This window comes from Oceanobacillus halophilus (assembly GCF_003628505.1).
In the GTDB taxonomy this organism is placed as follows: Bacteria; Bacillota; Bacilli; order Bacillales; family Amphibacillaceae; genus Oceanobacillus; species Oceanobacillus halophilus.
In genome coordinates, this window is sequence record NZ_RBZP01000010.1 from 74,084 (window position 1) to 89,715 (window position 15,632).

General features: G+C 39.3%; 15 protein-coding genes. 3 read left to right on the forward strand and 12 right to left on the reverse strand.

The features are described 5' to 3' along the window. Position 1: 1 nt before the first annotated feature. The 3 genes from D8M06_RS12690 to D8M06_RS12700 all read right to left on the reverse strand — a co-directional run bounded on the left by D8M06_RS12690 (position 2) and on the right by D8M06_RS12700 (position 3,381). Entirely contained in the window at positions 2-862 is an 861-nt protein-coding gene (locus D8M06_RS12690) for a carbohydrate ABC transporter permease (protein WP_206613291.1), read from the reverse strand. Between the two features lie 69 nt (positions 863-931). After that, complete coding sequence (locus D8M06_RS12695) at positions 932-2,176, reverse strand: ABC transporter substrate-binding protein (RefSeq protein ID WP_121204783.1); 1,245 nt, start codon at positions 2,174-2,176, stop codon at positions 932-934. 191 nt (positions 2,177-2,367) lie between these two features. Then, positions 2,368-3,381, reverse strand: coding sequence for a LacI family DNA-binding transcriptional regulator (locus D8M06_RS12700; protein ID WP_121204784.1), 1,014 nt, complete (start codon positions 3,379-3,381; stop codon positions 2,368-2,370). A 353-nt stretch (positions 3,382-3,734) separates the two neighbouring features. On the opposite strand from D8M06_RS12700, the gene D8M06_RS12705 reads away from it, so the two are divergent. Continuing rightward, positions 3,735-4,553: a polyphosphate polymerase domain-containing protein gene (locus D8M06_RS12705; RefSeq protein WP_241558946.1), complete on the forward strand. Its 819-nt coding sequence runs from the start codon at positions 3,735-3,737 to the stop codon at positions 4,551-4,553. A 1-nt stretch (position 4,554) separates the two neighbouring features. Further along, a complete protein-coding gene (locus D8M06_RS12710) occupies positions 4,555-5,232 on the forward strand; it encodes a DUF4956 domain-containing protein (RefSeq protein ID WP_121204785.1) in 678 nt (225 codons plus the stop codon). Positions 5,233-5,471: 239 nt separating this feature from the next. On the opposite strand, the gene nagB is transcribed toward D8M06_RS12710, so the two are convergent. Further along, entirely contained in the window at positions 5,472-6,206 is a 735-nt protein-coding gene (gene nagB, locus D8M06_RS12715) for a glucosamine-6-phosphate deaminase (protein WP_121204786.1), read from the reverse strand. 4 nt (positions 6,207-6,210) lie between these two features. After that, the gene (gene nagA, locus D8M06_RS12720) at positions 6,211-7,380 is read right to left on the reverse strand and encodes an N-acetylglucosamine-6-phosphate deacetylase (RefSeq protein WP_121204787.1); all 1,170 of its coding nucleotides are present in this window, start codon (positions 7,378-7,380) and stop codon (positions 6,211-6,213) included. A 179-nt stretch (positions 7,381-7,559) separates the two neighbouring features. Here nagA and D8M06_RS12725 point away from each other — a divergent pair, with 179 nt between their 5' ends. Next, positions 7,560-8,288: a GntR family transcriptional regulator gene (locus D8M06_RS12725; RefSeq protein ID WP_121204788.1), complete on the forward strand. Its 729-nt coding sequence runs from the start codon at positions 7,560-7,562 to the stop codon at positions 8,286-8,288. A 175-nt stretch (positions 8,289-8,463) separates the two neighbouring features. Here D8M06_RS12725 and D8M06_RS12730 read toward each other — a convergent pair whose 3' ends face one another. From D8M06_RS12730 to D8M06_RS12760, 7 genes are all read right to left on the reverse strand, one after another. After that, positions 8,464-9,360, reverse strand: coding sequence for a DUF7916 family protein (locus D8M06_RS12730; protein ID WP_121204789.1), 897 nt, complete (start codon positions 9,358-9,360; stop codon positions 8,464-8,466). Between the two features lie 63 nt (positions 9,361-9,423). Further along, positions 9,424-10,878 (reverse strand): N-acetylglucosamine-specific PTS transporter subunit IIBC, encoded by a 1,455-nt coding sequence (nagE, locus tag D8M06_RS12735; protein WP_121204790.1) that lies wholly within the window; start codon positions 10,876-10,878, stop codon positions 9,424-9,426. Between the two features lie 192 nt (positions 10,879-11,070). Then, on the reverse strand, positions 11,071-11,799 hold the full coding sequence (locus tag D8M06_RS12740; RefSeq protein ID WP_121204791.1) for an SIS domain-containing protein: 729 nt from the start codon (positions 11,797-11,799) through the stop codon (positions 11,071-11,073). A 50-nt stretch (positions 11,800-11,849) separates the two neighbouring features. Next, entirely contained in the window at positions 11,850-12,344 is a 495-nt protein-coding gene (locus tag D8M06_RS12745; protein WP_121204792.1) for a PTS sugar transporter subunit IIA, read from the reverse strand. A gap of 226 nt (positions 12,345-12,570) precedes the next feature. Next, complete coding sequence (gene murQ, locus D8M06_RS12750) at positions 12,571-13,470, reverse strand: N-acetylmuramic acid 6-phosphate etherase (protein ID WP_121204813.1); 900 nt, start codon at positions 13,468-13,470, stop codon at positions 12,571-12,573. 84 nt (positions 13,471-13,554) lie between these two features. After that, positions 13,555-14,538, reverse strand: a complete 984-nt coding sequence (locus tag D8M06_RS12755) for an N-acetylglucosamine kinase (RefSeq protein WP_121204793.1) — start codon at positions 14,536-14,538, stop codon at positions 13,555-13,557. Beyond that, a complete protein-coding gene (locus D8M06_RS12760) occupies positions 14,531-15,613 on the reverse strand; it encodes a serine hydrolase domain-containing protein (protein ID WP_121204794.1) in 1,083 nt (360 codons plus the stop codon). The genes D8M06_RS12755 and D8M06_RS12760 overlap by 8 nt, the downstream gene beginning before the upstream one ends. Positions 15,614-15,632 lie beyond the last annotated feature (19 nt).

Consider the following 15,632-nt stretch of genomic DNA (forward strand, 5'->3'; position numbering starts at 1 on the left):
GTTATTTCACCTCTCTTCGTTCAAGAACACGTAGTTGAATGATGGAAATTGCAACAATCACAATGAAATAGATAACGGCGTTCGCTGATTGATAAGCAAATTCTCCACCTTGGAACCCACCACGGTAGATGAGCAAGGATATTGATTCGGTTACTTGACCCGGTCCACCACCAGTTAAGGCAACGATTTGGTCAAATGCCATGAGGAAGTTCTTCATCGCAACAACCATGTTAATCGTGAAGAACGGTGCAACAAGTGGAAATGTGATTTTCCAGAATTTCGCCCAAGATCCAGCACCATCAATGTCAGCTGCTTCATACACTTGTTGGTCAATCGTAGACAGACCTGCTAGATAGAGAAGCGTATTAAATGCGGTTGATTGCCAGACCGCCACAATAACAATCCCAATCCATGCTAAATCCGGATTCCCTAAGATATTGGATGATAAAAAGCCAATCCCTAAGGCGTCACCGATTTGTGGAAGCAAGTGGGTGAACATAAATTTGAAGATATAACCAACAATTAACACACTTAAAATATATGGTAAGAAATAGGTTGCTCGTAACGTTTTACGGAATTTAATATTAGCGTTCAAACCAATCGCGATTAATAAACTAATAATATTTACTAAAACAGTAGAAACAATCGCAAATTGAAAGGTAAATCCATATGCACTCAATGCACGACCATCCTGGAATACATTTAGGTAATTTTTTAATCCTACGAAATCCCAAACTCCATATCCTTTATAATCAGTAAAACTATAAAAAATCCCCTGTATAGCTGGATATGTATGAAAGGTAAAAAATAACACTAAGGCGGGAACAACCATTAGTAAAAATGTAAATCTCTTCCTGTTCACCACAGTAATCTCTCCTTTAACAATGGATGGGGGGCCAAATATAGCGCCCCCAGTCCACGGTGTTGTAGCCTATCGGTCGTTAACTTTATCCCACTCAGAATCTAATGTTTCAAGAGCAGCATCTTTATCTTTTTTAATTAAAAAGTCTTGTACTAAGTTTTCTGTTCCCATTCCAGCTGGATAATAGTGATCCACGAAACTCGTTAACGTTCCTTCTTCAAAGTGTTCTCTAATTCCTTCAAATACAGGGTCTTCTTGGAATACATTTTCTACAGCAGAGAATGCTTTTTGTTCATCAATATAGGTTTGTGCTGTTTCTTCACTAAGCATAAATTCGATAAATTTCAATGCTTCTTCTTTATGTTCCGTTGTTTCACTTACTGCTAGCGCCACGTCAACACCTGAAACTAAGTTGTTTTCTTCTGCATTGTCATGAGATGGGAGAGCAAATGTACCTAACTCTATATCTGGATTTGTTTTTAAAATCTCTGGAATCGCCCAGTTCCCTTGAATATAGAACACACCTTCACCTGATGCGAATGCATTGTTTCCATCTCCATAACCAATACCAAAGTTATCTTTATGGCCATAGTCAAGCAGCTCTAACATCTTGTCGGCTACTTCATCATACTCTTCCGCAAAAGTTGCTTCTCCAGCATTTTTTCTTTCTGCAAAGTCGTCTGCAACTAAGTTACCAGCTACACCGTTCCATACAGACATTGCCGTCCATGCTTCTTGTAATGTGAAGTAAATAGGAGTTTCTCCAGCTTCTTTTGCTGTTTCAAGTGCTTGAGTAAACTCATCCCAGTTAGTTGGGATTTCAATTCCTAACTCTTCTACTTTTTCTTTGTTATAAATAACTGTGTTGGCATTTGTCGCATATGGCAGACCATAAGTACCCTCTTCATCAGGACCAACTAGTTTTCCAAGCATTTCTACATAGGATGGCTGAACTTTACCTACTAGTTCGGAATCAGAGAAATCATGAAATACACCTGCTCTAGCTAATTCGCCATATGTTGCATTTCCACCAATAGACATGATGTCTGGCAAGTCATCTTTGGTTAGTCTCGTTTTTAATACGGTTTCCGCTTCAGGTGGTGCTTCTAATTTAATATCGATATTAGGATTTTCTTCTTCAAATTTTTCGATTAATCCTTTGTACGTGTCTATGCTTTCCGATTTATTAGAGAAAAGTTCTAGGGAAACTTGTCCATCGGCGTTTCCACCATCCCCATCTCCACCACCGCAACCAGCTAGTAGTAAGGATGTTCCTAATGTTACTGTTAAGAGTCCTTTTGCTATTTTATTCATTATTAGCCCTCCATTTTAAATTTCAATTTTTATCTTCTATCTAAATAGATAAAATATACATCGTTTAGTTACGTAAACGTTTACGTAAACCGCATAAAATCAGGATAAGTATCAAAGTTCATTCTTGTTCTAAAATAGGTGAGTAACTGTAATTTTGCTCGTAAACGTTTACTCAAAAATCATAAAGAGATTTACTCTTTATTTAGGTCTTTTACACTTTTTCTTTCGACAACTTGATGCGAGAAAATCCGGCTTTCCACCGTTTGATTTTTTTCAATCATTTCAAAAATCATTTCCGTTGCCTTCTCCCCCATATCATATAATGGCTGTGCAACAGTAGTTAGCGGCGGGATACTCATTTGCGCAATATTTATGTTGTCATACCCAATAACAGATAGTTGATCAGGAACCTTGATATTCATTTCATAAGCTGCGGAGATAACACCTAGAGCGATTTCGTCACTTGCTGCAAAAATAGCAGTCAAATCAGGATGCTGACGAATCAATCTAGGAAAAGCTTTTAAACCATCTTCAAAACTAAAGCCATCTTCAGAAACAACATGTTCATGGGAAACTGGAATCTGATAGTTATTCATCGCTTGCAAGAACCCATTTATTCTCGGTTGACCTGCAACCTGATCCTCCGGGTTGCCACTTATCATGCCAATATTCCGGTGACCTTTTTTAATCAGATATTCCGTTGCCGTATATGCTGCATGCTGGTCATTTACTTTTACAAATGGAATCGAAAAATCATACGATTCTGTTGATAGAAGCACCATCGGCTTTTCCATTTTCTTTACAAATTGATAGTACTCTTCTTTCAACCGCTCACTTGTAAAAATAATACCATCAACCTGTTTGTCTTTAAGTAATTGAAGATACTGCATCGTTTTTTGACCATTGGATTCGGTATGGCAGACGATAACACTGGAGCCATTCTGGTGGGTGGTATCCTCAATCCCACGAATAACCTCATTCATCAGCATACTCGATATTTTCGGCAATAGAACCCCTATTGTATGTGTCCGTTTGCTAATTAAGCCGCGTGCAATACTATTGGGATGATAACCTAATTCATCTATTACCTCTAATACCTTTTTTTCCGTCTCTTTGGAATAGCCCGGTTTATTATTTAATATCCTGGAAACCGTCGCAATCGAGACATTCGCTTTTTTCGCAACATCTTTAATCGTAATAGTCATTTTCAGTTACTCCTTTTAAGAAAAAGCGTAAACGTTTACGTTCCTAATAATAGCACGAACTGCAATCGTTTGCAATAGTTTTCTTGAAAGAAATAGGAAACCTGCTTTTTTGGTGCCTTTTTGGTGCCTTTTTGGTGCCTGTCACTTCCCGGATTTTGTCGAACTGGAGAGTAGTTGCGGATAGCGGGGGTTGGGGTTTGACATATGTCGGGTGGTGCCTGGCACTCCCCGATTTATGTCGAATTCGATGAAGGGGTTTTTACGTTCATTTTACTCTATCTTAACAAATTCACATTATTTTCTAATCAAATTCTCATTTTCTTCACATTGGAATCTTATGCCATAAAGGTAGGATGAAGTCAGACTTACATTTGTTAACGTCTGCAGCAACATGGAAAGGATTTGAGAATATGGCAATTGAGATTTTCAGAAGAAAGGAACAGAAATATTTAATTACAACTGAACAATATCGTGAGTTGATTTATCAACTTTCTCCATTCATGCGGCCGGATAAATTTGGGGTCGATGGAAGATACACGGTGACGAGTCTGTACTTTGAAAGTCCAGATCGTAAAATTTATTACGAAACAAAGAATAAACTAAGGTTTCGACAAAAACTCCGATTGCGGGTTTATAACGATACGGATAGAGAAGGAACTGCTTTTTTTGAGATAAAACAAAAACATAAAAAAGTAGTAAACAAACGGAGAATGCTTCTTCCATTATCCGAAGCCTATCGTTACCTGGAGGAATCAGAGCTATATCCGCTAGATTCTTTTGAGTCATCGAATCCACAAGTATTGCGGGAAGTCGATTATTTTCGAAAACTGTATAATCTAGAACCAGAAATGGTCGTTAGTTATGACAGACATGCGCTGCACTGTGTGGATGATGCGGATTTAAGAATTACGTTTGACTTGAATCTTCGCTGTAGGAATCATGATTTACTGCTGGAACACGGATCTTATGGGGAAAATTTTATTGATAAAAACCTGGTTGTACTCGAAGTAAAAGTCAATGATAGTGTCCCACTTTGGTTAACTCGCATCTTACAGCGAATACACTGTGAACAACGAAGTGCTTCTAAATTCTGCACTAGCCTGGAATTATTAGAAACTGCAAAACTACCAAATGGAATAGAAAAAGAACATGTATCCATAGGAGGAATGTAACATGGAAATTATCGATCAAATCTTTGTGAATAGTGAGTCAGAGCCAACTATCTGGATGAGTTTACTTGCGATGGCCCTTGCAACCATCCTTAGTTTACTTATCACGAAAGTGTATCAAATTACGTTTAGTGGGGAAAAGTATTCCCAGAACTTTGTCCATACAATTGTGATGATGAGTGTGGTGGTATCCGTCGTTATGACTGTCGTTAGTGGGAATGCGGGTGTCGCGTTTGGATTATTTGCCGTCTTTTCATTAATCCGCTTCCGAAGTGCTGTCACTGATGCCAAAGATATTGCTTATATCTTTTTTGGACTCGTTGTGGGAATGACTTGCGGGCTTTACCAATTTAATCTAGCAATGCTATTAACTGTGTTTGCGAGTTTACTATTCTACTTCCTTTATAAGTTTGAGTATGGAAAAGGAAAAGATACACAAATCCTAAAAGTAACTGTTCCAGAAAATTTAAATCACGAAAACTTGCTGGATGACGTGTTTCAAACCTATACCATCAGTAACAACCTTCGTCAGGTAGAAACGACGAACCTTGGAACCATGATTTTATATACGTATGCAATCCGATGTAAGGAAAACACAAAAGACAAAGAACTGCTTGATCGAATCCGTGAGAAAAATGCTAATCTGAAAGTTTCCTTAAGTTATGTGGAAAGAGCAGAGTAATATGCGTTAGAAGTGCTAGCTGGGTGCCTTGGGTGCCTGCCCTAAGTGCCTGGCACTCCCCGATATTTGTCGAATATTATTAACTCCTCCAGTCCTTGTGATGTAAGGGTTGGAGGAGTTTTTGATATAGGGAGATATTCGACAAGTGCCTGGCACCTATTAGGGGCACTCCCAAATGACTGATAATTACGTAAAAAAAAGCTGTCAAGCTCTTCTGCATCGACAACTTTTTTCATTCATTATTTATTCACTTTCGCCATTGCTGCTTCATCAGCTATTATCGTGACATTTTCGTGTTTTCTGAGAACAGATGCTGGAAAATCTTCACTGGTTTCTTCATTTTCTATCAAACGGGCAAGTGCATCTGCCTTTTTCTCACCAGAAATAAGCAAGATAATTTCTTTGCTTTCCATGATGGTTTCTATTCCCATGGTGATTGCTTGCTTAGGAACTTCTTCCATTGAGTTAAAGAATCGTGCATTCGCTTCTCGTGTGGACTCATCTAAATCAATCACATGTGTTCTGCTCGAAAAAGGAGTTCCTGGTTCATTAAAGGCGATATGCCCATTTCCACCGATTCCTAACACCTGTACATCAACATACCCTGCATCACTAATGAGCTTTTCGTAATCACGGCATTCTTTTTCCAAATCATCCGCTGCTCCATTTGGAAGATGGACATTGGCTTTTGGTACATCAATATGGTTGAAAAATTTATCCATCATGTAAAAATAATAACTGTTTGGATCTTCCTTTTCTAATCCAACATATTCATCCAAATTAAAGGTCGTCACGTCTTTAAAAGACAGCTCACCTTTGTTATTTTTTTCAATTAGATTTTGGTACATACCTTCAGGTGTGGAACCTGTTGCGAGCCCAATAACTGGTTTATCCAGCTTTTGAATCTTCTCTGCTAAATGCATACTCGCACGGTTACTCATTTCTTGATAATCTTTCACTTTAATAATATTCACGCTATTACTCTCCTTCCCATGTAATAATACCACGACAGATGGTGTATTTGATATTAAAATTATCATCCACAAGTAAAATATCGGCATCTTTTCCTTCCGTTATGCTTCCTTTGCGATTGTATACACCAATCTGTTTTGCGGGATTAACAGATGCCATTTTTATTACATCCTTTATGGTTGCGCCATTTAATCCAAGTAATCTCCGAGCACCGTCATCCATTTTTAAAATACTGCCAGCGAGGGTACCGTCTTCTAGCACTGCTCGGTCTTCATTCACTTTTACTGGTTGACCGCCTAGCTCATAATCGCCCGCAGGTAACCCTTTCGCCCGCATGGCATCGGTAATTAGGATGAGCCGATCACTTCCGACATTATCGTAAATAAGCTGTAGCATTCCAGGCACAACGTGGACACCATCCGCAATTAACTCCGCTCGCAGGTCTTCCAATTGGAAAGCGGCACCGACTGCCCCGATATCCCGGTGATGAATCCCATTCATTGCATTACATAAATGCGTTAATTGTCCGACACCTTGCTCTACCGCTTTTTTAATACCTTCATACCCTAAATCCGTATGTCCGGCAGACACATTTATACCATTTTTATTCAAGGTGCTTATAAAAGTACCGTCTTGATCATGTTCCGGTGCCATCGTAACGGTTCGAATCGCATTCCCTGAAATTTCCTGCCACTTCATGAATCGATCGAGATCTGGTTCCATTATATATTCTAGAGGCTGTGCTCCAGCTTTTGATTTTTCTACAAATGGCCCTTCCAAATGTACACCAATCATTTCCGCTTGAGCCTCTTTATTTGTATAGTTTGCTACATTTTGAAGCGCCTTATCAATATTTTCTGGTGATTGTGTGATGGTGGTAGCAAGAAAGCTTGTTGTTCCCTCTTTCGGTAGTAACGTTGCCATCTGATCCAATGCTTCCTCGGTAGCATCCATCGTATCCGCTCCATTCGCACCATGGATGTGACCGTCAATAAATCCGGGAATCGCGGTTAAATTGGTTGCGTCAATTACTTGGACATTTTCTTGCACTTCCTGTGACTGGGGCCCCTTATGAATGGTTTTAATTTTACCATCCTGCAAGTACATATCCCCTTTTATTTCTTTTCCGTCTTCTAAGAAAATAATTGCATTTTTAATGTATAAACCAGCGTGCATAAACAATCATTCCTTTCCTCATACTAAAAATAGCATATAAATATATAGTTGTCTATACATTTATAACTGTGTACATGTTGGCCGCAATTTGTTACAATTTAAGTAAGAATAGACTGATTTCTTTCATTTTATCTGAAAAATTCTTTATCATATTCACACCACCAGAAAGGAGCTTTCTCATGATCGATAAAAACTCACCAATCCCGATTTATTATCAATTAGAAGAAGAAATAAAACGCATGATACAAGAAGAACTAAATCCAGGCGATTTGCTCCCTTCTGAACGAGAATATGCCGAAAAATACGACATTAGCAGAATGACAGTGAGGCAAGCGATCACGAACCTTGTAAAAGAAGGAATGATTTACCGACAAAAAGGTCGAGGAAGCTTCGTTGCAGATAAAAAGTTCGAACAAGATTTATCTGGTTTATCCAGTTTCAGTGAAGATATGGAACGGCGTGGAATGACGCCATCGAATAAACTACTTAGCTTCAACATAATTAAAAATGAACCACATATCGCTTCTATTTTAAAAATCGAGCGGAATGAACCGATTTACGAAATTCAAAGAATAAGAATGGCAAACAATGAACCAGTTGCTCTGGAAACCATTTATACACCAAAAAGCCATGTGGGTGATATAACAAAAGAAGACATTTCTATTTCCTTTTATGACTATATAGAAAAACATTTAAATTTGAACATTGCCTATGGAGAGCAAACCATTGAGGCTTCTCTTGCCAACAAGGAAGAAACACACTACCTTCATATCAGACTCGGCGATCCGGTATTGGTCATGCACCGAACCAGTTACTTAAAAAATGATCAAGAAACACCAATAGAATACGTCAAATCCATCTACCGATCAGACAAATATAAATTCAAAATGCAAATGAAACGAGATTAATGCTTTCAGGTGCCTGGCACTTCCCGGAATTTGTCGAATAAAAGCGCACCCCTCTATCCCTTCTATACATAGGGCTACAGGTTTTTGGTTTTGGAACAAAATTCGGGTGGTGCCTGGCACTTCCGAGATTGGCACTTCCTAGATGGATTCCAGATCTGCCCACTTCCCGATCCTGTTATCTTCGTACGGAGGCTGCCATGCGGGTGTAGGTGTGTCTTTTGCCTCGGATGGTGATGGAGTAGTCCATGATGCGTTCTGGGATGGCGATGCCGTTCATTCCTGCGTCGCCAATATGATGGATGTCTGCGCCTGCCATTTTGTTGTAAAGTGCGATTTGTTGAATGGTTTCTTTTTCTGCACCTTCCTGGCTTGTCCCGATAGTGGTTAGGGCGATGGCTCCTGCATCATGTACGGTGTCTATTAATGCTTGAGTCTTTTCCAATGTCACTCCAGGTACTGTTCCAACACCAGGCAGTAATACGATATCAGCTCCAGCATACACAAAGCCCTTAACTGTATCATTTGCAGCCAAGCCCTCTTTTACACCAGCACCATGCATTTTACCGGCAATTACGAGCAAATCTAATTCCTTAGCAGCTTTAATGCTTTTCTTGATTGCTTTGTTGGTTACTCCTGTCTTAGGATTCCCTGTCAAGCAAATAAAATCCACTCCTAATTCTTTTGCCTTTTTCAGCGATGAAGGGATTGCTTTCCTTCCCTCAGGCAGATCATTCAAAGTCTCCAACGATTCAGCTTCTGTATCTACTGGCTCCAGGTTCATTCCAACCGGCCTGCCGACTAACTTCTTCATTTCATGGATCGTTTGATCTGGATGGACATTCTCTAATCCTTCTATATTCGGTACATACACATCCAGATAATTCAACAAAATCAGATCAGCACCAAATGCAGAAGCATATTCTGCATTCGTCAGCCCTGGATAAACTGGAGTAGCCTGGCAAACCACTTCTGCAATCAACGTTCTTCCTTCCGATGCCTTGATGGATTGAAGCAAGTCTTCTTTTCCCATCTTTTCAAAATCCGATGCGGTACAGTCTAGTATTCGTTTCATCCGAAAAACCTCCATCTTATTTTAAAAGGCCAGTATCTTTATGATACCGGCCATTTGAAAATTTTATTCTTTTCGTAACCTGCTTACTTCATCGGCTACAGCTTGCACTTGGGTTCCGACAATAACTTGGATACTATGTTTTCCAACGACATTGACTCCTGGAACTCCAGTAGACTTAATTTTCTTCTGGTCAACGGCATTCATGTCTTTAACTTCCAGACGTAAACGTGTTGCACAGTTATCAACAGATGTGACGTTTTCGTCTCCACCTAATGCATCATAGATGGTTGAAGCCATCACAGCATATTTATCTTTTCCGGATGGAGCTGGTTCACTGTCCACTACTTCGTCATCCGAATCTTCATCTTCACGACCAGGTGTTTTGAAGTTGAACTTCACAATTAAGAAACGGAATAAGAAGTAATAAATCGCTGCCATCACGAGCCCAAGAACGATCAGCATCCATGGATTATTAGCTAATGGAAGCTGCGAACTTAGGATAAAGTCAATTAAACCAGCACTAAAACTAAATCCTGCTGTCCATCCAAAGGAAGCGGCAATGAATAAGGAAATACCAGTTAATAATGCGTGTACGACATAAAGTGCTGGTGCTAAGAACATGAACGCGAACTCAAGAGGTTCTGTTACACCGGTTAAGAATGCTGCAAGTGCCCCCGCCATTAATAGAGATGCAGCCTGTTTTTTACGTTTTGTTTTAGCTGTATGGAACATAGCGAGTGCTGCTGCTGGAAGACCAAACATCATAATTGGGAAGAACCCTGCTTGATACATACCAGTGACACCTTTTGTCCCTTCTCCAGACCAGAAGTTACCGATGTCATTAATACCAGCTACATCAAACCAGAACACATTATTTAATGCGTGGTGAAGACCGGTTGGAATTAAAATACGGTTAAAGAATCCGTATAGACCAGCACCAAGTGCGCCTAGACCACTAATTGCTTCCCCGAATGAAACTAATCCACTATAAACGATAGGCCAAATGAAGAGTAAAATAAGAGATACAATCAACATTGTTGCGGCTGTAAGGATTGGCACCAATCGTTTTCCACTAAAGAATGCCAAGGCATCCGGTAATTTCACATGACTAAAGCGGTTGTATAAAGCTGCCGCAATTAAACCTGAAATAATACCAATAAATACGTTCTCAACGGCACCAAAAGCTATATTTACATTTTCCACTTCAATCTGTAATAAGTTAGCAACATTATCTGTTGCAAGCACCGTGGTAACAACCAGGTAACCAACTAAACCACTTAATGCAGCTGGGCCATCCTTGGCTTTCGTCATCCCAATTGCGACACCGACAGCAAATAGAATCGGGATAAAATCTAATATTGCACTACCCGCACTGATTAAAAATGCCGCAATAGCATTTCCAGAACCCCAACCGTCCGAATCAATGGCATAACCAATACCCATCAGGATCGCCGCTGCAGGTAACACGGCTACCGGAAGCATTAACGATTTACCAAGATTTTGCAAGTATTTCATCATGGGTAAAAACCTCCTTCATTTTTTATAAAATAGATAAGTTCTCGTATGAAAAAAGCCTATTATCCCTCAAGTGTAATCGTTACCAAAGGTTGGACGACCTCCTTATAATAAACCCCTTCCATACAATTAAAATTATACCACCTCTAAATATAGTTGTCTATACCACTATACTTTTTATCATTTCCATACTAGTTAAAAGGAAATTCTATCCCGATAGTTTTCAATTAATTGGTGATTATGCTGTTCTGCACCATCCACATTTCCACTCAAAAGGACTGGTGGTGCTTCGCCATTCTTTGCCATTCCAGAAATAACTTCTGCCATTACTGCATTCATAATCGAAGCCCCTATTACCGTTGAACCTGGAGCAAAATTGACGTTCACATTTTCATCCGAAAGCAATGCATCCCCAACAGGAATATGATTGTCCAACGCTAAATCTGCTGTCTCATGCAAAAAATTGCCGCTTGGATGTCTGGAAGTCTGTTCCTTGGCATAAACAATCGAGGACAGACTAAGGACGAATGCTCCTTTTTCTTTCGCGATTAGTGCTGCATCAATTGGAACAGGATTTCTTCCCGAAGTAGAGATCACGATCATGATGTCGCCTTTCTTTATATCCTGCTCGTCCATGAATGTTTTTGCATAATCTGCTTTTTTTTCCAAAGTTGAGGAACGTACCGCACCCTCATGCAACATTAATGGCTCATGAAGAATCGGATGAATCGGTACCAGCCCACCTGCACGATAATACACTTCTTCTGCCAGCATATGGGAATGTCCACAACCAAACAGGTGCACCACACCGCCATTTCGCAATGACTCTGCTATCTTATTGGCTGCCTCTTTAATTGTGCTAGCCTCTTTTTCTTCCACGATATCTAAAATATGCTTCACTTGTTGAAAATATTGATGAATCATCTACTGCACCATCCTCCGCTTAACCTGTGTAATTCCGATTAATCTTATACTTATTTACCAGAAATCGTGAGTAAAACTGTCTCTCCTGCTTTCGCTGCTTTCTCTTCGGTTTGGGTAATGTCTTTATTTAAATCTCCACTGTTCGTAATAATCATTGGCGTGATGACACTGCTAGCATTTTCACGAATATATTCCAGGTCAAATGACATTAAGGGTTGTCCAACCGTTACTTTATCCCCAGCACGAACTTTCGGTGTAAAGCCTTCCCCGTTTAATGCTACTGTTTCCAGGCCAATATGAATGAGAATTTCGGTTCCGTTTTCTGTCTCCAGTCCAATCGCATGTTTCGAATCAGGGATTTGTACTATTTTTCCAGCTACCGGTGAAACGACCTCTCCTTCACTTGAGTTGATGGCCACCCCTTCGCCCATCATCTTTTGACTAAAAACTGGATCTGGAACCTCTTCCAATGGCACTACTTCCCCGTTGATAGGTGCATATATCTCTTCTGCTTCTTTTGATTTTTTGAATAGTTTTTTTAGCATGGTGATACTTCCTTTCTCTGATAGGTTGAGCTACATCTTAGTTTTAATTTATATAGTAAAATTATTCCTTTTACATTTGTATGATAACAAATGTATTGTATATATGTCTATACCAGTTGTGTTAGAATAATCTCTTACCCTTTAAAAAATATATTTAATGACTGATAAACCTACCTCTTTTCAGCTCAAAAAAGACAACCAGATTTCCTGATTGCCTCTTCCCGTCTCACACCAAATATTCAATTGCTTTCCTGACATATCCCTTACTTTTATCCAGTGCATCCTTTGCTTTCTCAAAATCTACACCCGCTTCAATCATAACAATAGCAGGTTTTACTTCATTATTTGTTGCATCAAGCACCGCACCTGCTTTCTCATAGGGTACATCTGTTATTTCCATGATGATTGATTTCGCGCGTTCTTTCAACTTATAGTTGCTTGCATGTAAATCCACCATAAGATTTTCATAAACTTTTCCTAATTTCACCATTGTGCTGGTACTAATCATATTCAGAATCATCTTATGTGCTGTTGCTGCCTTCATTCTAGTGGAGCCGGTCAAAACTTCAGGGCCAACTACTACTTCAATACCAGTATCTGCATAACGAGAAATCTCTGAATTCTTGTTACATGTTAAGCTGACAGCATATGCACCAACACTTTGCGCATATTTCAAGGCTCCAATCGGGTATGGCGTTCTACCACTTGCTGTAATTCCAATTACGACATCCTTTTTGGTCAAGCCACGAGTTTTCAAGTCCACTGCGCCTTGCTGTTCATTATCCTCCGCACCTTCAACCGCCTGGAAAAAAGCAGTGTTTCCACCGGCCATGACGGTTTGTATCATTTCAGGGTCTGTCATGAATGTTGGTGGGCATTCCGAAGCATCCGTGATACCGATTCGCCCACTAGTTCCAGCTCCAACATAAAATAGTCTGCCACCATTGCTAAGAGCCTCCATCACCTTCTCCACAACAATTGCAACTTCCGGTAAAACCATTTCCACTTTATTGGCCACTTTTTTGTCTTCATTGTTTATTACTTGAAGTAATTTTATTGTGGAGATTTGATCTATATTAACACTGCCTGGATTTCTTTTTTCTGTGGTTAGTTTTGATAAGTTCATTTCCATCATATAATACCCCTCACTAGACGAAGATGTCTTTCATATATTGTGTTCTTACAACTTTAAAGCTTTCACATGAACATACTAATTCAGTAAGTTCCAACTCCATGTAACATTGCTTTGAACCTCATCATCTATCAAGATATCCTTACTGCGTAAAGCCATAATATACGCTCCTATAACTGGTGGGAGATTGGGCTGAATAAGTGTTACATCTCCCATAGAGGATTTCAGTTTCGACATAAATTGTTCCCTGAAAAAGGAATTTGAGAAGAGCCCACCATGAATAACAATCGGCCATTTATCTCTTGATTGCATACGCTGTTTCGTACTATCCACCAAATTTATTAAATTTTCCATTGCCTCATGAATAATATTCTTTGCAACAGGATCGCTTCTTTCAGCTGCATTCAAAACCAAAGGCGCTGCACTAGCAATCTTTAATCGGGGATTTGGGTCTCCATGAATTACTGATATAAGTTCTGGGACCTCTTTTATACGGAAGTAGTCTTTAATTATATGGCTTAATTCAGTAACATCTCCTCTACCATCGTAAGCCTTTAATACTGATTGAATCGCCCTTTTTCCAATCCAATAACCACTACCTTCATCTCCAAACAAGTATCCCCAACCGCCAACGCGAATAGCATCCATTTTCGAGGGATTAATGCCATAAGCAATCGACCCAGTACCAGCAATTATTACAATTCCCGGTTCTCCCCATGTCCCAGCTGCAAGGGCTGCAATGGCATCATTTTCTATAGAGAGAATATTTTCATAGATCGTTCCTTTAAAAAAATCTTCTATTGTTTCTCTATCCTTCGCTCTACCACTTCCAGATAAGCATAAATATAGAGTTTCGATATGACTTTCATTCGAATCAGATTCTCGAATCACTTCATCTATCAGCCGAAATAGTACTGCTTTAACATGGGTATGGGAATTGGACTGGATATTAGTGGATTCACCAATCGACATCGCTAATATTTGTCCTTTTTCATCTCCAATAACACATTGTGTTTTTGTTCCGCCTCCATCCATTCCTATCCATCTTTTTCCGTTAATCATTTTGGTCTACCTCTTGGAACTCTTCCATGGCTAAGGAAATCAGATTATGTGTGATTCTTCTAAATCTTGCTATATCTGTTTGTCTGCCAAAATGTACGCGATTGGTAAGTAGGATAATGGCAAAATTCTTATCTGCATCAAACCAAAGGGAAGTTCCGGTAAATCCTGTATGCCCAAATCCATTTTGTAAAAACTGTCCAGAGAAGGAAGGAGTATCATATAATTGCCAGCCGAGTCCTCTGCTTAATTTCAATCCTTCTGTCTGGATTTCCCTACTTAAATCAAGTGTTTGTTTGGATAAAATCCTTTGGCCGTTATATCTCCCATCATTTAATATCATTCTCGAAAACTTGACTAAATCATGTAAGGTAGTAAAGAGTCCGGCGTGCCCGCTTACTCCACCAAAATGATTGGCATTTTCATCATGGACTTTTCCCCATTGATAATCTTGAATGGACTCCATGAATTCTGTTGCTGCAATCTGATTCAGTCTCTTACTGGATGGATTAAAGCAGGTATCCTTCATTCCCAGTGGTTGATAGATAATCTCTTCTACATATTGATCCAGGGACATTCCTGTTATTTTTTCAACAATATATCCAAGTGTTATAAAATTGAGGTCACTATAGATAACTTCTGAATCAACTTCCTTTTTGTCTTTCCGTTCACTTATCCTTATAATAGCCTCATCCATAGAAGTTCCATCCAAATAAAAGTTAATTCCTGGCTGAAATCCACTTGTATGACATAATAAATGTCTAATTGTTACATCACTCTGATATTCCTTGAATGCTGGTACATATACATATACGGGATCATCTAAGTCTAGCTCCCCATCCTCCAATAATTTCAAAATCGCAGGGAGGGTTGTCGCAACTTTCGTTAGTGATGCCACATCAAAAATTGTATTTTCCTTCATATATATTCTTTTCTTAAAATGGGCATAACCCGAATAATGTACATATGGCATCTCATTCGGTGTAACCACTCCAGCAACAGCTCCTGGTAAAAGCCCATCTTGTACTGCTTTATCGATAAAGGTCGTAACTTTAGTAAAATACTTTTTATGATTCATCACCTGTACCACCCTTTTA